Below are 15429 nucleotides of genomic sequence, written 5' to 3'. Positions count from 1 at the left end.
TCGAGGAAGACACGGTGTTAACAGCCCTGGGAGAAATAAATGTTTGTGCACAATAAAGATTTGCAGTTCGAGGTGCGCGTCAGCCAGCCGGATCCGCGGTTCGCGTCATTGTTGATGGAGCAGTTCGGTGGAGCCAATGGAGAGCTGACCGCCGCCCTGCAGTATTTCATTCAGGCTTTCGTTCTGCGGGAGAAGAATCCCAAGATGTACGACCTCTTCATGGATATCGCCACGGAGGAATTGAGCCATCTGGAAATGGTCGGATCGATGATCACCATGCTGCTGGATGGATTGAACGACGATCTGAAACTGGCCAACGAGCGGTGCGATTGGATGCCCGCGGTGGCCAGCAAGGATGGTCGGGAGCAGGCCATCCACCAGGTGTCGGTGAACCCGATGTTCTTGGTGCTCAGCGGCGGCGGGCCGGACGCGAAAGACTCCGCCGGCAACAACTGGACGGGTGCGTTCATCGACGCCAACGGTGACCCGACGGTCGACCTTCGCAACAACCTGGCCGCCGAGTCGCGGGCGAAGATCGTCTACGAATACCTCAAGCAGTTCACCGATGACCCGGGTGTGCAGGATACGTTGACATTCCTGATGACTCGCGAGGTCGCGCACTACCAGCAGTTCACCGCCGCCCTTAACGAGCTGCCGGTGAACTTCCCGCCGGGGACCCTTTCGGGTGACTCGCGGTTCCAGAACGTGGCCTTCAACATGTCCAACGGTGGCGACTCGGTGCGCGGCCCGTGGAACCAGGGTCAGGGTCCGTGGCCGGAGGGCATCGAATGGGAGTACGTGGAGAAGCCGACGGAGGAGTGGCTGGGTAGCGCCATCCGGAAGAACAAGGGCGCCGACACCAATCCCGAAGGCTCGCCTGCGGTTCCGGACGAGAAGCCGTTCACGCACGAGCAGCGGATGCCGACCACCTAGACCGTTCGGCAGGACGAAGGCCTGGCGGTTCCCAGTGCAGGGGCCGCCAGGCCTTTGTTTGTGCTGACGTGCGCGTCGGCGTCAGTGAATCTGCGGGTCCGGCGGGTTGTCAGCCTCCCGCCCGGTCGCCACATCGCGCACCAGGTCAACCACCGCAGCACCCATCCCCATCGTCTTCTGAGTGATGGAGTCCGACGGTGTGTTCGGGTGCGGGCGCGTCGGCGCAACCTTTTTCGCGGTTTCCAGCCGCCTGCCGATGACCTCGAGCTCGTCGTGATCGACCGCCGCGGCGAACCGGGGCCACACAACGTCTTGTTCGAACATGATGTGCTCGCGACCGGCTATCACGAATTGCTTGAGCGCCTCGTGGTAGCCCGGCTCGCCCGGGCGACCATCCTCGAGCCGCTGCAGCAGCTTCTTTCCGGCTTCCTCCTGCGCGATGGCGTGATCGGCCAGTTCATCGCCGTCGTCAAGGGCACGCCGTACCGCGGGCCAGAAGAACTGCTCTTCGATCGCCTCGTGTTGCGATTCGGCGATGATGAGGTTGTTCACCATCGTTTCCAGGCCGCTGAGTTGCGCGCCGGTGCCTTCCGGTGCTCCGTCCAGCACTTCCAGCATGCCCAACACGCTCTTGTGATCTGCGCGCAGAAATGTCAATGCGTCCATGTGATGGCCTCCCTAACCTGGATGCGCCCGAAGTACCCGCGACAGATCGACCGAAAACAGCGCAGCACGCAGAAGGCGCAGAAGCGCAGCGGCGCCGAAAGATTCAGCAAAGAACAACGCCTCCATCAGCGCGGGCGCTGACGGAGGCGTGTCCGTGTCAAGGATTAGACAGTCGGCCGACGGCCCGCGGCGGGGTCAACGACGTTGTTGTCCCGGCGACGCTTCAGTCCGGCGAGTCCGGCGAGGCCGAGCAAGCCGGCCAGGCCCCACAGGCCCGAGTTGTCGCTTTCCTTGTTGGTGTTCTCGGGCTCGGCCACGGTGGTTGTCGTCGATGACGGGACCGGCGCGTGGTCGACGGTGGCATTGGCGATGCCTGCTCCACCGAAGGTGAGTGCCGAGGCGGCGCAAAGGGTGGCAATTGCGGTACGCATTATTGAGTACTCCTTTTTCGATCGTGAACGACCGGAACCGGATTCGAACCAGAGTTCTCTGATCCGTCGACGTGGAGCAGAAAACTCCGGCGTCGCGATCGAATTGATACCCCCGAGATTGCACATGAAACATTGTGAAAACCAGTGCTTCACATAACGGATACTCGATTCGCCGCGCAGCCGACGCGCTGCGAAATACCTTGTCGTTATGCGAAGTAAATCGGGCCGTCGGCTGTTTCCGCCAGGGCGGGCCGGGGTACCAGAACCGCCATGGTGTCTCTATGGCTTGATAATCGCGGCTCGGTCTCGTGGGCCGACCGAACCTCCCAGAATCTTGGGGGCTCGGCCGATGTCGTCGTCGTGGGAGCCGGCATCACCGGTTTGATCACCGCGGTGCTGCTGGCCAGGGCGGGCAAGGATGTGTTGGTTTTGGAGGCCCGTACCGTAGCCGCGGGCGCCAGCGGTAACACCACCGCCAAGCTCAGCCTGTTGCAGAGCACCCACTTGAGCAAGATCATCACCCGCCACGGCCGTGGCACCGCGCAGGCCTACGTGCAGGGGAATCGCGAGGGCATGGACTGGGTACTGCGCCACTGCGATGAGCACGGCATCGACGTGCAACGCGAAGACGCCTACACCTACGCGCAATCGGCCCGCGGCGTGCCCTCGGCACGCGCGGAGTGGCTGGCCTGCAGTGCCGTCGGGCTCCCGGTCACCTGGGATGACCGCGCCGACGTGCCGTTTCCCTACCACGGCGGGGTGCGCCTGCCCAACCAGGCGCAGTTCGACCCGCTCCCATTCCTCGACAGCCTGGTCGTGGAGCTGCTCGACCGCGGCGGGCGACTCGTCGAAGGTGCTCGGGTGCGCAAAGTTTCGAGCGAGGGCGACGGTCTGCGGCTGCACGTCAACACCGGCGGGGGCGAGCAGACCGACGAGGGCACCGAGGCGGACGCCGACGTGTTCACCCGGCAATTGGTGCTCGCGACCGGCATCCCAATCCTGGACCGCGGCGGCTATTTCGCCCGGCTGAAGCCCAGCCGGTCCTATTGCATGGCCTACAAAGTGCCGGGCGAGATCACCCGGCCGATGATGATCTCCACCGACTCGCCGACCCGCTCGGTCCGCTACGCGCCCACCGCTGACGGCGAGCTGCTGATAGTGGGCGGCGCGGGGCACACGGTGGGCCGCAAGAAGAGTCCCACGATAGCGCTGGACGAACTGGACAAGTGGACGCGCAAGCACTATCCGGGTGCGGTGCAGACCCATTACTGGTCGGCGCAGGACTACACGCCGATCGACCAGCTGCCGTACGTGGGACCGATTCTGCCGAACAACGAAAAGATCTTCGTGGCAACGGGTTTCAACAAGTGGGGAATGACCAACGGCCCCGCCGCGGCATTGGCGCTGTCCAGTCGCATCCTCGGCGGCCGGATGGATTGGGCCGACGCGTTCGCCAGTTGGAGTCCGCACGAGCTGTCCGGCATCACCACCGCGCTGTCGGCCAACCTCGAGGTGGGCTTCAACCTGGCGAAGGGCTGGGTCACGCCGGCAACCCGGATCGGGCGGCCGGAACCGAAGAAGGACGAGGGCGGTGTGGTCAGTGGCCCGCCGTGGAATCTGCAGGCCCGCTGCGTGGTCGACGGGGTCGAGCACAAGGTCTCTCCGGTGTGCACCCACCTGGGCGGCATCGTGAATTGGAACGACGCGGACAAGGCATGGGAATGCCCGTTGCACGCATCCCGATTCGCGCCGGACGGCACGCTGCTCGAGGGACCCGCGACCACGGATCTGACCCGGACCAAGTGACCTGGACTAGGTGACTTCCACCCGGCGGGGGCGCCCGTCGGCATCGCGGCTGATCAGTCCTTCGGACTCGAATGCGCTCAGCCAGCCACCCATGGGCCACCAGCCCCAGCGCCGATGGAAGATTGCGGCGTTGCGCACGATGTCGTCCAGGTGGTCGACGGGCGGATCGGTCACCGGGTGGTATTGGTGGAAGGCGTCCGCTCCGCCCACCCAGCACATCGGGACGCCCTGCGCCGCAGCGCATTGCGCAAAGTCGGTGTCCTCGCCGCCGTATCCGCGATACTGCTCACAGAATCCGCCGATCCGTCGCCATGTCTGAGCGTGCACGGCGAAAGACAGCGACCAGAACAGCGCGTAGTCCGTCGTGGCCACGGCGGTACCGGGCGTCGGGGCTGGCCGCGCCGGATGCGGATCACGCTGGTTGTGCAGGTCTTTGACGACGTAACCCATCGGCCCCGGCGGCGGCAGATAGGTGACCGGTCCGCACAGTAGCGCCTCGCCGTGTTCGTCGGCGGCGCTACGGTACCGCTCGATGAGGTTGCTGCCGGGGATGCAGTCGACGTCAAGGAAGATCACAAGGTCGGCTCCCCTCCGCAACGCCGCAGCGGCACCGGCATTGCGTCCCGCTGCCAGCGGCAGCGGGTGGGCAGCCGGGTATTCGAGCACCTCTACCGGTGCGGCCGCGTCAGCGACGACGCCGGCAATCGTGTTGTCTCCCAGCGCGACGACGATATGGGTGTCCGGCTGCACACTTCCGGCGGCGAGCCCCTCGAGCTGGCGGCGCAAGTGGGCGGCCCGGCCGTGCGCGATGGTGACGGCGGCCGTCTTCACCGGGCGAGCGCCCTGCACCGCAGTGCCGTCGATTCGATCGCTGCGGCGGCGCGCTGCGCGGCACCGGCTACCTGCCAGCGTTGCCACCGCTGCGGATTCCGGGCCCGGGCGTGTGTCAGCAGCGCCGGCCAGGCGCGCTCGTCCGGCCAGTCTTGCGCCACTACGGCGAGCTGATGCCGCCGTAGCATCACAGCGGTGGCTTGCTGCTCGTCGAACGGGCGGGCTTGGGGGATCACGATGGCGGGGCGTTGCGCCGCGGCGACATCGGCAACGCAGCTCTGTCCCGCGTGCGTGACGACGACGTCGGCGGCGCGGATCTCCGGCCACGGGTCGTCTTTCCACGAACCGTTGCCGCCGCCCAACGCCGTCCAGGTCCAGCCGGGAACCGATGAGCCGCAACCGGATCCGAAGTCGCCACCCGTGCCGCCCAGCACCAGCACGCGCCCGTCATCCATGGTTTTCGGGTCGGCCCGGCGACCCTCGAATCGGCTGATACCGCCGACATAGCTCGTCTTGTCGTCGTACTGCCTGAGCCAGGCGGGCACGCACAACGCCTTCGGCCATGCGGCGAGGATGTGGTCAGCGATCCGGTGCACCAGCAAATGCGGTGCGTCGGTGCGTTTGCCGGGCAGGGCTACAACGACTACCGGTGTGCCGAGCAACCGGACGAACATCGCGACCTCCACCGAGACGTCGACCACCACGACTTCGGGTTGCGCGTCGGCGACCCAATCGGCGATCGCGCTCATCCGGGCGGTGTATCCCGAATCGTGGTGCGGCGCCCAATGCAGCGCACCGTGCGCGGTGGGTTCGCGCACCTCTTCGGCCTGGTCGTCGCGGGGTAACTGGACGATCGCTGAAAACGGGTGCGCGCCTTCGATGGTCAGCGAGGTAAGCGCCGTGACCGGCCTGCGCAGCTGGGCGCAGACGCTGGTGGCCCGGGCCAGATGGCCGAAGCCGTGGTGGTGGATGTAATAGCCGATCATTCAGTTCCGCAGTGCAACGTCGTTGATCATGTTTTGGTACAGGTCGGCATACGCGGTGACCATGGCCCTAGCCGAGCAGTGCCGGATGGCTCGCTCGCGCACCCGGTTTCGCGGCAGCCGGACCGTCGAGTCGATCGCCGCCGCCATGGCGGCAATGTCGTCGGGAGGCACCAATCGGCCCGAGTCGTCGTCGATGAGCTCCGGGATCCCGCCGCGCGCGAAGGCCACCACCGGGGTGCCACATGACATCGCTTCCGCGACGACCAGACCGTACGGTTCGTCCCACGCCGGTGTCGCCAGTGCTGTGCAGGACTCGCCTACGAGGCGGGCCAGCCGTTGATGTTCGAGGTGACCGACGTAAGTGATGTTGCCGTGCAGTTGCGGCGCAATCCGCTCGGCGAAATAACTTTCATCGGAGATGGGGCCGGCCAGAACCAGCGGACGGTCCGCCTGCCGGGCCGCGGCAATCGCCAGATGCGGCGCTTTTTCCGCGGTGATTCGGCCAAACCAGACCAGAGCCCGTCCACCCGGCCCGAGCGGCCACATGCGCGTGTCGACTCCGTTGGGGATCACGGCCATGTCGTCGATCACCTTCCGCCAGGCATCCGCGGTGTGCCGGGACACCGCGCTGAATCGGGTGCCTTCGCCCGCGGCTGCGTCGATCGCGGATTCCAGCCAAGGGGTCGGCGGCGTGTGCACGGTGGTCAGCATCGGGATGGACAGGGCCGGAGCCATCGCCACCGGCAGGTAATGCAGGCTGTGATTGTGGATTACGTCGAACTGCCGGGCGCCAGGTCCCGCCAGCCAGAGCATCAACGACAGGTAGGCGTGGTGGTCCGACATGAAGACCGCGTCGGGCATCGAAATGTCATGCCGCGCCGACTCGGACAGTTCGAGGAAGCGCACCGCCAGACCTTCGCAACCCGGGGCCAGATCGGAACCGGGTGCGGCGAACAGCGATACCCGATGCCCGCGGGACGCCAGCGCGCGGGACAGGTGACTGACGTGGGCCTCCAGTCCACCGGCGAAGGGTTCCCGAATGGGGAACCGATTCGAGGCAATCACGGCCACCCGCAGCGAATTCGTCATACCAAAACGCTCTGGTAGATCTCGCGGTGCGCAGCGGCCAGTCGCCGACGCTCGGCGTGCCGGTCCTGCCACCGGGCCCGGTGACCGGATTGTCCTGCGGCCCAACGGTCGTGGGCCGCGCGAATCGCCCGACCCAGGGACAACTCGTCGAAGTGATCCTCACCGAGGTCGAACACGTGACAGGGTCGCTGCTCGCCATAGAACCCGCAACTCGGCACCACCACCGCGGTGCCCAGGTCGAAACAGGCCTCCAGCCAGCCGGAGTGGGTACCGAACCGGTACGGCAACACCGATACCGTCAGCGAAGCCAGATAATCCCAAAGTTCGTCGTCGGAGAAATACGGATGCACTCGGACGTCGACGTGGGCGTGGCGGTCGAAGTCCAACAAGGCTTTGCCGGCCTCGGGGGAGAACCAATAGTTGGCCGGGTCGAAGATTTCATCGTGCAGATTGATCTGCAGGATCGCACCCGGCAGTGACGACGTGATCTCGGTCAGCGCGGTCACCACGGGCAATGGATCCATGTTGGCGCGCAGACTCTTTGCGTGCACGCCGACCACGAAGCGACGGTCGTGCGGACGGGGACGCTCGATGCGGTCCCTGTCCAGGACGTGGGGGTGCGGCAACACCCGTGCCTGCCGCTGCCACCGGCGCCAGATCTCCCGTGCCGCACCGGGCGTCAGCGTGATCAGCTCGTCCGCGGCGGCGAGCAGCACGTTCTGCTGCTCGATATGCGCCGCTGGCTCCCCGTGATGCGGATTGCGCAGGTCGTGCACCGTGTACACGAACGGCTTGTCGTGCATCTTGAGTTCCTGGACCACTTCGGTCAACACCTCGGGGCCCGTGGCGTCGAAACCGAAGTGGACGTGGAACACGTCGAAATCCTGGTGATGATCGCTCACCCACCCTGGCTCCAGCATCAGCGGCGGCCACCAGCCCCCCGGCACCGTACGGCCGTCGGCCGGTACCGGGTCATCGAGTCGCATAACGCAGTCGGCGGTGGGGTCGGCAAGGTGACGCACGTAGACGTGGGAACCCGGCACCGAAGCGATCCGCAGCAACGACGTTCACCCCCAGGGCATGAGTGAGGTGCTGGGTTCATTCCAGTGGTGGAGCCCAGCGACGAAAGCGTTCCTGACTGCTGAAGAACGAGCGAGTGCTGACATACCCGGGAGTCGCAACGTCAAACGTGGTTTACCGGAAGAGTCAGGGGCTATCCAGCTATGCCTCAGCGACTCAACACATCCGGAAAGGAACGGGCATGGGATTTTCCGAGCAGCAGCAGGATGTTCCCGGCGTACAGAGCCGAATGGACCCGGTTCCCGACTGCGGGGAAGACAGTTACCGGGGCTCGGGAAGACTGACCGGCAAGAGCGCGATCATCACCGGAGGCGATAGCGGGATCGGCCGTGCGGTGGCCATCGCATTCGCCCGGGAAGGCGCCGACGTGCTGATCTCGTACCTGAACGAGGACGAGGATGCCCGCGACGTTGCGCGCTACGTCGAAGACGCCGGGCGCAAGTGCGTACTGGTGCCCGGCGACCTGTCGGATCCGCAGCACTGTCGCGCCGTCGTGGATCGCGCCGTCGCGGAATTCGGCCGCATCGACGTGCTGGTCAACAACGCCGCCTACCAGATGATGCACGAGGAGCTCGACGAGATCTCCGACGAGGAGTGGGACCACACGTTCAAGTTGAACGTCGGGGCGTACTTCTACCTGACCAAGGCGGCCCTGCCCCACCTGGGTCGGGGCGCATCGATCATCGGAAGTTCGTCGGTCAACTCCGACGCGCCGAACCCGAAGCTGGCGCCCTACGCCGCGACGAAGGCGGCCATTGCCAACTTCTCGGCGAGTCTCGCTCAGATGTTAGGCCCCAAGGGGATTCGGGTGAACAGCGTGGCACCCGGCCCGGTGTGGACGCCGCTGATTCCGGCGACCATGCCGGCCGAGAAGGTGAAGTCGTTCGGGGACAACGTGCCGCTGGGCCGCGCGGGACAACCCGCGGAACTGGCCCCGGTGTACGTGCTGCTCGCCTCGGACGATGCGAGTTATGTATCCGGCGCGCGGGTCGCGGTGACCGGCGGCAGGCCTATTCTCTAGTTCAGCTCCACTGCCGTTCGATCGTTTTGACCAAGGCGGTCACGGTGGCGTTCACCGGTGCCTCGATGCCGACCCGTGCGCCCTGGCGGGGGATCGCGCCGTTGATGACGTCGATCTCGCTGATCCGGTGCGCCTCGTGGTCCAGCAGCGCCGAGGGTTTGGCGTTGGGCATCGCGGCCCCGAAATCCCGGACGTGCGCGACGGGATCGGTGACCGCGATCCCAATTCCCAACGCGCGTGCGACGTGCCATGCCTCCGTGGCCGCCGCCCGGCTGACCGGGCCCATCTCCGGATCGTCCATCACCTCTCCGACGGTGAGGTGGGTCAGCGCGCACGGCCCGCTGTAGGCGACGTTGCAGATCAGCTTCTCCCACTGCATCGCGGCGATGTCGGTGACCGCGGCCGCGTCGAACCCGGCTCGAGTCCAGGTGTCGGCAATTGACTGAACCATGTTGTGCGGCAACGAGGAATAAGCGCCGAAGCGCATCGCGCGCATGGCGTTGTGGTGCACGTGGCCGGGCCCGAGCCGCGCGGCACCGAACCCGCTGGCGATGCCGACCGCCACCCGCTGTTCTCCGACGATGCCGGCGACCGTGTCCGCCGAGCCGAGCCCGTTCTGGATCGTCAGTACCGGTGTGTCCGGGCCCAGCATCGGAAGTGCTTGCTGTGCAGCGGTCGTCACGTCGGCGGCCTTCACGGCGAGCACGATCAGGTCCATCGTTTCGGCGGGCGCGGTGGTCGCGGCGCGCAGTGGCACGGTCTGGTCGTAACCGGGACCGCTGACCCGCAGCCCGTTGCGGGTGATGTGGTCGACGCCGGCTTCGGTGCGGTCGACGACCAACACATCGTCACCCGCCATGGCCAGTCTGGCGGCGTAGATGGAACCCATTGCACCGCAACCGATTATGGCGATCTTCATCCGTGCGCTCCCCGGCTCATGTGGTCATCTCGGCAATCACCTGGGCCAGGCCGGACTTCTGCTCCAGCCCGAATCCCGGCGCGTCCGTCGGCGCGATCCGACCATCGGCCAGCGTGCAGCCCGCCGAATAACCGCCAAAAGGCTGGAATACTCCCGGATACGATTCACACCCGCCCAATCCCAGGCCAGCCGCGATGTGCAGGTTGATCAGGTGTCCGCCGTGCGGAAAGGCGCGCCGCCGGTCGAAGCCGTGCGCCTCCAGCACCCCAAGCATGCGCGCGTACTCGCCCAGCCCGTAGCTCAGCCCGGCGTCCATCTGGAAAACATCGCGGCCAGGCCGCATACCGCCGTAGCGAACGAGATTGGTCACATCCGGCACCGAGAACAAGTTCTCGCCGGTGGCCACCGCGCCTTCGTAGCAGGCCGTCACCGCGCTATTGAGCTCGAAATCCAGTGGATCGCCGGGCTCTTCGTACCAGCGCAGCCCGTACGGCGCCAACGCCGTCGCCCACCGCAACGCGGCCGCGCGGTCGAACCTGCCGTTCGCGTCGACCGCCACCCGGTCGCCGGCGCCCACGATGTCGATGACCGCCTCAATGCGCGCCGTGTCGTCCCGCACGTCCGCGCCGCCGATCTTGATCTTGACGGCGTCGTAGCCCTGTTCCAGGTAACTGCGGATCTCGTCGCGCAGGCCGTTGACGCCGCGGTCGGGGTAGTAGTAGCCGCCGGCGGCGTAGACCGGTACCGCGTCGGCGGGCTCCCGCCCGAAGCGGCGCGCGATCGTGGCGAACGCGGGCTCGTCATCGAGCTTGGCGAGCAGATCCCAGCAGGCCAACTCCAGCGCCGCGACCGCCGCGGCGCGGTCACCGTGTCCGCCGGGCTTCTCGTCGGTGAGGGCACGGGCCGCGACGGCGCCCGGGTCAAGGCGCCCAGCCTTGTCCAGCAACGTGTCAGGCGGCGCCGCCAGAACCCGCGGGATCAGGCGATCGCGCAGGATGCCGCTCTGGGCGAACCGGCCGATCGAGTCGAAGGCCACCCCCACCACCGGCTTGCCCGCCCGCACGACGTCGGTCACCAGCGCGACCAGCGACACCGTATGGCCGGCGAAACTCACAACCGCGTTGGCGGGTGCGCCCTCGAGGCCGACCGGCCGTTCGAGGATCGCGGTGATCCGCATCGAGCTCAGGAAGTCCGGTCGAGCAACAGCACTTCCTCGAAGGGCAGCGCGCCGAACACGGACTTCCAGGCCCCGTCCACCTGCTGGGCCGCCTCATCCCTGCTGACCACCCGCGGGTTGCTGACCCCGAATGTCTTGGCGTTGCGCCGCACCTGGGCGCCGCCGGCCGCCCGGATGTTCTTCAGCCAGTCCCGGTCGGGGCCATAGGCCAGGGGAATCGCCAGGCCAGGCGTGCCGTCGGCACTGGTGTAGAACGCATTCACCGGGGTCCGGTAGGCCTTGCCCGACCGGCGTCCGACGTGCTCGACAATCGCGAAGGGCGGTAGCCAGCCGGCCCACATGCGCTGGATGGGGTTGGTCACGTAGCGGTTGATCCGGGCGAGGCGTTGGGGAAATCGCATGATCGCCATCCAACTCGCCGGCCCCGGGCAAGGACAACCCGAGTGATCTCTTACACCCTGTAGTTGAACGAGCCGCGGCGGCTGGGACACTAGTCGTCATGGGGACTGACCAGGTGAAGGCGCAGACGCGCGCGTCCGCGCAGCTGTTCGCCGATGCCTGCGCGGTGATTCCGGGCGGCGTGAACTCCCCGGTCCGGGCCTTCAACGCGGTGGGCGGCACCCCGCGCTTCATCACCGAGGCACACGGCTGCCGGCTCACCGACGCCGACGGCAACACCTACGTCGACCTGGTCTGCTCCTGGGGCCCGATGATCCTGGGCCACGCGCATCCCGCGGTGGTTGACGCCGTCGCCGCCGCAGCCGCCCACGGCCTGTCGTTCGGCGCCCCGACACCCGCCGAGACCGAGCTGGCCACCGAGATCATCGGACGGGTCGCACCCGTCGAGCGGCTCCGGCTGGTGAACTCCGGCACCGAGGCCACCATGAGTGCGATCAGGTTGGCGCGCGGATTCACCGGCCGGCCAAAGATCATCAAGTTCTCCGGCTGCTACCACGGGCACGCCGACGCATTGCTGGCCGACGCGGGCTCGGGCGTGGCGACCCTGGGTCTGCCGTCTTCCCCCGGAGTCACCGGCGCAGCGGCGGCGGACACGATTGTGTTGCCCTACAACGATATCGACGCGGTTCGGGCAGCCTTCGCGGCACACGGCGAGCTGATCGCCGCGGTGATCACCGAGGCCAGCCCGGGCAACATGGGCGTGGTCCCGCCGGCGCCCGGCTACAACGCGGCGCTGCGCACGATCACCGCCAAGCACGGCGCGCTGCTGATCTCCGATGAGGTGATGACGGGCTTCCGGGTCAGTCGAAGTGGTTGGTACGGAATCGATCCCGTCGACGCCGACCTGTTCACCTTCGGCAAGGTGATGAGCGGCGGGCTGCCGGCCGCGGCGTTCGGCGGCCGGGCCGCGGTGATGGAGAAGCTGGCGCCGCTGGGGCCGGTGTATCAGGCCGGCACCCTGTCGGGAAACCCGGTGGCGATGGCGGCCGGGTTGGCGACGCTGCGGGCCGCCGATGACGCGGTGTACGCCGCGCTGGACGCCAACGCCGACCGGCTGGCCGCGCTGCTGACCGATGCGCTTACCAATGCCGGTGTGGCACATCAGATTCAACGGGCCGGCAACATGCTGAGCGTGTTCTTCTCCGAGACGCCGGTGACTGATTTCGCGGCCGCACGCGCCACCCAGACCTGGCGCTTCCCGCCGTTCTTCCACGCCCTGCTCGATGCGGGTGTCTACCCGCCGTGCAGCGCCTTCGAGGCCTGGTTCGTCTCCGCGGCGCTGGACGACGACGCCTTCGACCGGATCGCGAACGCTTTACCCGCCGCGGCCCAAGCCGCGGCACAGGAGGAAAGACCCTGATGGCCGAAACAACCCGGGTGCACGTGGTGCGCCACGGTGAGGTGCATAACCCCTCCGGGGTCCTGTACGGGCGGCTGCCCGGATTCCGGCTGTCCGAGGCCGGTGCGGCGCAGGCCGCCGCGGTCGCCGACTTCCTGGCCGAGCGGGACATCGTCGCGGTGATCGCCTCCCCGCTGCAACGGGCGCAGGAGACCGCCGCGCCGATCGCCGCCCGGCACAACCTGCCGGTGGACACCGACCCCGACCTGATCGAGTCGGCCAACTTCTTCGAAGGCCGCCGGGTCGGCCCGGGTGACGGGGCATGGCGCGATCCGCGGGTCTGGTGGCAGCTGCGCAACCCGTTCACACCGTCCTGGGGAGAGCCGTACATCGAGATCGCTACCCGGATGGCCACCGCGGCGGACAAGGCGCGGGTGCGCGCCGCCGGCCACGAGGCGGTGTGCGTCAGCCATCAGCTGCCGGTGTGGACGCTGCGCATGCACCTCACCGGCAACAAGCTGTGGCACGACCCGCGCAAGCGGGAATGCGGCTTGGCGTCGGTGACGTCGCTTGTCTACGACGGTGATCGTTTGGTCGACGTGGAGTACTCCGAGCCGGCGGCGTCTAGGTAATGCGGCTCATCATCGCCGTCGCGGTCCTGGTAGGGGTGCTCACCGGGTGCTCCGGACGCGACGCCGTCGCGCAGGGCGGCACCTTCGAGTTCGTCTCTCCGGGCGGTAAGACCGACATCTTCTACGACCCGCCCGAAAGCCGCGGCCGGCCCGGCGCGCTGTCCGGGCCCAGCCTCACCGACCCCGCCCACACCCTGTCTTTGGACGACTTCCCCGGTCAGGTTGTCGTCGTCAACGTGTGGGGCCAGTGGTGTGGCCCGTGCCGCGCCGAGATCACCCAGCTGCAACGGGTCTACGACGCGACTCGGAAGTCCGGCGTCTCGTTCCTGGGCATCGACGTCCGCGACAACAGCCGCGAAGCCGCGCAGGACTTCGTCACCGACCGGCACGTGACCTTTCCGTCGATCTACGACCCGCCGATGCGCAGCCTGATCGCGTTCGGTGGCAAGTATCCGACCACCGTCATCCCGTCGACACTGGTGCTGGACCGGCAACACCGGGTGGCCGCGGTGTTCCTGCGCGAGCTGCTGGCCGAGGACCTGCAGCCGGTCGTGCAACGGATCGCCGCGGAGGCTCCGGCGCGGACGCCGGGACCGCAATGACCGGCTTCGCCAACATCGCCGCCGCCGGGCCGCTGCTGGTGGCCCTGGGCGTGTGTCTGCTCGCCGGGCTGGTGTCGTTCGCGTCGCCATGCGTGGTGCCGCTGGTGCCGGGCTACCTGTCTTACCTGGCGGCCGTGGTCGGTGTTGACGAGGAAGACGGTCGGGGCACCGTGAAGGCCCCGCCCGCGGCGCGCTGGCGGGTTGCCGGCTCCGCGCTGCTGTTCGTCGCCGGCTTCACCACGGTGTTCGTGCTGGGCACCGTCGTGGTGCTCGGCATGACCACCACGCTGATCACCAACCAGCTGTTGCTGCAGCGCATCGGCGGCGTGCTGACCATCGTGATGGGTTTGGTGTTCATCGGGCTGATCCCGGCCCTGCAGCGCCAGGCCCGGTTCACGCCACGCCAGCTGACCACCGTGGCCGGTGCGCCGCTGCTGGGCGCGGTGTTCGCGCTGGGCTGGACCCCGTGCCTGGGACCCACCCTGACCGGGGTGATCACCGTCGCCTCGGCCACCGACGGCGCCAACGTGGCGCGTGGGATCGCCCTGGTGATCGCTTACTGCCTGGGATTGGGGATTCCGTTCGTGTTGCTGGCGTTCGGGTCGGCGCACGCGGTGGCCGGGCTGGGCTGGTTGCGCCGGCACACGCGGGCGATCCAGTTCTTCGGCGGCGCGCTGCTGATCGCCGTCGGCTCGGCCCTGGTCACCGGGGTGTGGAACGACTTCGTGTCCTGGTTGCGCGATGCATTTGTCTCCGACGTCAGGCTGCCCATCTAATGGCTTCCAAGGTGGCGCCAGAGCTCCCGCGAGCAGACGCGGAATCGCACGAAACGCACCGTTTCCGTGCGATTCTGCGTCTGCTCGCCCAGAAAGGGCGCAACACTTGGCGGTCCCTGACTTCGATGGGGACCGCACTGGTTCTGCTCTTCCTGCTCGCGCTCGGCGCGATTCCCGGCGCCCTGTTGCCGCAGCGCAGCCTCAACGCCGGCAAGGTCGACGAATACCTGCACACCCACCCGATTATCGGACCGTGGCTCGACGAGCTGCAGGCGTTCGACGTGTTCTCCAGCTTCTGGTTCACCGCCATCTACGTCCTGCTGTTCGTGTCCCTGGTCGGCTGCCTGACGCCGCGGATCCTCGAGCACGCACGCAGTCTGCGGGCCACACCGGTGGCCGCGCCGCGCAATCTGGCCCGGCTGCCCAAGCACGCCGAGGCCGAAGCCGTCGGCGACCCCGACAGTCTGGCCGCCTCCATCACCGGCCGGCTGCGCGGCTGGCGGACCGCGACCAGCAGGCCCAGCAGCGAGAAGTGGAACACCAGGTTGCCGAACTCGCGCAGGTAGCCCTTTTCCGCGGACACCTCGACCGCGTCGCCCTGACGTCTGGTCGCGGTCCGCCAGCCGCGCAGCCGGCCGGTGATGGAGGCGGCCAGACTGTCGGGGTCGCCGACGGCTTCGGC

Annotated in this window: 15 protein-coding genes and 3 pseudogenes; 8 read left to right on the top strand and 10 right to left on the bottom strand. The window is 67.4% G+C overall.

What is annotated here, in order from left to right; genetic code table 11:
• The first annotated feature begins 39 nt into the window (after positions 1-39).
• The gene (locus A9X01_RS14075) at positions 40-933 is read left to right on the top strand and encodes a manganese catalase family protein (RefSeq protein WP_065121367.1); all 894 of its coding nucleotides are present in this window, start codon (positions 40-42) and stop codon (positions 931-933) included.
• Positions 934-1014: 81 nt separating this feature from the next.
• Here the strand turns inward: A9X01_RS14075 and A9X01_RS14070 are convergent, their stop codons facing one another.
• The gene (locus A9X01_RS14070; RefSeq protein WP_065121366.1) at positions 1015-1599 is read right to left on the bottom strand and encodes a hemerythrin domain-containing protein; all 585 of its coding nucleotides are present in this window, start codon (positions 1597-1599) and stop codon (positions 1015-1017) included.
• Positions 1600-1763: 164 nt separating this feature from the next.
• Complete coding sequence (locus A9X01_RS14065; RefSeq protein WP_065034449.1) at positions 1764-2030, bottom strand: WGxxGxxG family protein; 267 nt, start codon at positions 2028-2030, stop codon at positions 1764-1766.
• A gap of 270 nt (positions 2031-2300) precedes the next feature.
• Here A9X01_RS14065 and A9X01_RS14060 point away from each other — a divergent pair, with 270 nt between their 5' ends.
• Entirely contained in the window at positions 2301-3836 is a 1536-nt protein-coding gene (locus A9X01_RS14060; protein WP_065121365.1) for an FAD-dependent oxidoreductase, read from the top strand.
• 6 nt (positions 3837-3842) lie between these two features.
• On the opposite strand, the gene A9X01_RS14055 is transcribed toward A9X01_RS14060, so the two are convergent.
• From A9X01_RS14055 to A9X01_RS14040, 4 genes and pseudogenes are all read right to left on the bottom strand, one after another.
• Complete coding sequence (locus A9X01_RS14055; protein ID WP_065121437.1) at positions 3843-4667, bottom strand: glycosyltransferase family 2 protein; 825 nt, start codon at positions 4665-4667, stop codon at positions 3843-3845.
• On the bottom strand, positions 4664-5653 hold the full coding sequence (locus tag A9X01_RS14050) for a glycosyltransferase (protein WP_081282379.1): 990 nt from the start codon (positions 5651-5653) through the stop codon (positions 4664-4666). Before A9X01_RS14050 ends, A9X01_RS14055 begins: the two co-directional genes overlap by 4 nt.
• Positions 5579-6742 (bottom strand): annotated as a pseudogene (locus tag A9X01_RS14045) (glycosyltransferase); the annotation flags it as partial. The gene A9X01_RS14050 and the pseudogene A9X01_RS14045, both read right to left, overlap by 75 nt.
• Positions 6739-7785 (bottom strand): glycosyltransferase family protein, encoded by a 1047-nt coding sequence (locus tag A9X01_RS14040; RefSeq protein WP_065121435.1) that lies wholly within the window; start codon positions 7783-7785, stop codon positions 6739-6741. The pseudogene A9X01_RS14045 and the gene A9X01_RS14040, both read right to left, overlap by 4 nt.
• A gap of 218 nt (positions 7786-8003) precedes the next feature.
• Here A9X01_RS14040 and A9X01_RS14035 point away from each other — a divergent pair, with 218 nt between their 5' ends.
• Positions 8004-8843, top strand: a complete 840-nt coding sequence (locus A9X01_RS14035) for an SDR family oxidoreductase (protein ID WP_065121363.1) — start codon at positions 8004-8006, stop codon at positions 8841-8843.
• Between the two features lies 1 nt (position 8844).
• Here the strand turns inward: A9X01_RS14035 and A9X01_RS14030 are convergent, their stop codons facing one another.
• From A9X01_RS14030 to A9X01_RS14020, 3 genes are read right to left on the bottom strand one after another with little or no spacing between them, the layout of a single operon-like run.
• Positions 8845-9762: a ketopantoate reductase family protein gene (locus A9X01_RS14030; protein ID WP_065121362.1), complete on the bottom strand. Its 918-nt coding sequence runs from the start codon at positions 9760-9762 to the stop codon at positions 8845-8847.
• A 16-nt stretch (positions 9763-9778) separates the two neighbouring features.
• Positions 9779-10939 carry an enolase C-terminal domain-like protein gene (locus A9X01_RS14025; RefSeq protein ID WP_065121361.1) on the bottom strand — a complete coding sequence of 387 codons (1161 nt, stop codon included), beginning with the start codon at positions 10937-10939 and terminating at the stop codon, positions 9779-9781.
• 5 nt (positions 10940-10944) lie between these two features.
• Positions 10945-11340, bottom strand: a complete 396-nt coding sequence (locus A9X01_RS14020; protein WP_065121434.1) for a nitroreductase family deazaflavin-dependent oxidoreductase — start codon at positions 11338-11340, stop codon at positions 10945-10947.
• 98 nt (positions 11341-11438) lie between these two features.
• On the opposite strand from A9X01_RS14020, the gene hemL reads away from it, so the two are divergent.
• The 5 genes and pseudogenes from hemL to A9X01_RS13995 form a co-directional block, all read left to right on the top strand.
• Positions 11439-12758, top strand: coding sequence for a glutamate-1-semialdehyde 2,1-aminomutase (gene hemL / locus A9X01_RS14015; protein ID WP_065121360.1), 1320 nt, complete (start codon positions 11439-11441; stop codon positions 12756-12758).
• Positions 12758-13369 carry a histidine phosphatase family protein gene (locus A9X01_RS14010; protein WP_065121359.1) on the top strand — a complete coding sequence of 204 codons (612 nt, stop codon included), beginning with the start codon at positions 12758-12760 and terminating at the stop codon, positions 13367-13369. Before hemL ends, A9X01_RS14010 begins: the two co-directional genes overlap by 1 nt.
• Positions 13369-13971, top strand: a complete 603-nt coding sequence (locus A9X01_RS14005; RefSeq protein WP_065121358.1) for a TlpA disulfide reductase family protein — start codon at positions 13369-13371, stop codon at positions 13969-13971. The genes A9X01_RS14010 and A9X01_RS14005 overlap by 1 nt, the downstream gene beginning before the upstream one ends.
• The gene (locus tag A9X01_RS14000; RefSeq protein WP_065121357.1) at positions 13968-14747 is read left to right on the top strand and encodes a cytochrome c biogenesis CcdA family protein; all 780 of its coding nucleotides are present in this window, start codon (positions 13968-13970) and stop codon (positions 14745-14747) included. Before A9X01_RS14005 ends, A9X01_RS14000 begins: the two co-directional genes overlap by 4 nt.
• Before the next feature lie 125 nt (positions 14748-14872).
• Positions 14873-15259, top strand: a pseudogene (locus A9X01_RS13995) (cytochrome c biogenesis ResB family protein); the annotation flags it as partial.
• Positions 15260-15309: 50 nt separating this feature from the next.
• On the opposite strand, the pseudogene A9X01_RS32235 reads toward A9X01_RS13995, so the two are convergent.
• A pseudogene (locus tag A9X01_RS32235) lies at positions 15310-15378 on the bottom strand (hypothetical protein); the annotation flags it as partial.
• Positions 15379-15429 lie beyond the last annotated feature (51 nt).

Source organism: Mycobacterium asiaticum (assembly GCF_001668675.1).
GTDB classification, from domain to species: Bacteria; Actinomycetota; Actinomycetes; order Mycobacteriales; family Mycobacteriaceae; genus Mycobacterium; species Mycobacterium asiaticum_D.
The sequence above is the reverse complement of the archived record's forward strand: the minus strand, read 5'-3'. Positions and strand labels throughout refer to the sequence as shown.

Excerpts from the sequence above, each read along its gene's own strand:
- A9X01_RS14030 (WP_065121362.1), bottom strand. The coding sequence starts at position 9,762 with ATGAAGATCGCCATAATCGGTTGCGGTGCAATGGGTTCCATCTACGCC.
- A9X01_RS14020 (WP_065121434.1), bottom strand. The coding sequence starts at position 11,340 with ATGCGATTTCCCCAACGCCTCGCCCGGATCAACCGCTACGTGACCAAC.
- A9X01_RS14035 (WP_065121363.1), top strand. The coding sequence starts at position 8,004 with ATGGGATTTTCCGAGCAGCAGCAGGATGTTCCCGGCGTACAGAGCCGA.
- A9X01_RS14005 (WP_065121358.1), top strand. The coding sequence starts at position 13,369 with ATGCGGCTCATCATCGCCGTCGCGGTCCTGGTAGGGGTGCTCACCGGG.
- A9X01_RS14000 (WP_065121357.1), top strand. The coding sequence starts at position 13,968 with ATGACCGGCTTCGCCAACATCGCCGCCGCCGGGCCGCTGCTGGTGGCC.
- A9X01_RS14025 (WP_065121361.1), bottom strand. The coding sequence starts at position 10,939 with ATGCGGATCACCGCGATCCTCGAACGGCCGGTCGGCCTCGAGGGCGCA.
- A9X01_RS14065 (WP_065034449.1), bottom strand. The coding sequence starts at position 2,030 with ATGCGTACCGCAATTGCCACCCTTTGCGCCGCCTCGGCACTCACCTTC.
- A9X01_RS14075 (WP_065121367.1), top strand. The coding sequence starts at position 40 with ATGTTTGTGCACAATAAAGATTTGCAGTTCGAGGTGCGCGTCAGCCAG.
- A9X01_RS14070 (WP_065121366.1), bottom strand. The coding sequence starts at position 1,599 with ATGGACGCATTGACATTTCTGCGCGCAGATCACAAGAGCGTGTTGGGC.
- A9X01_RS14010 (WP_065121359.1), top strand. The coding sequence starts at position 12,758 with ATGGCCGAAACAACCCGGGTGCACGTGGTGCGCCACGGTGAGGTGCAT.
- hemL (WP_065121360.1), top strand. The coding sequence starts at position 11,439 with ATGGGGACTGACCAGGTGAAGGCGCAGACGCGCGCGTCCGCGCAGCTG.
- A9X01_RS14060 (WP_065121365.1), top strand. The coding sequence starts at position 2,301 with ATGGTGTCTCTATGGCTTGATAATCGCGGCTCGGTCTCGTGGGCCGAC.
- A9X01_RS14050 (WP_081282379.1), bottom strand. The coding sequence starts at position 5,653 with ATGATCGGCTATTACATCCACCACCACGGCTTCGGCCATCTGGCCCGG.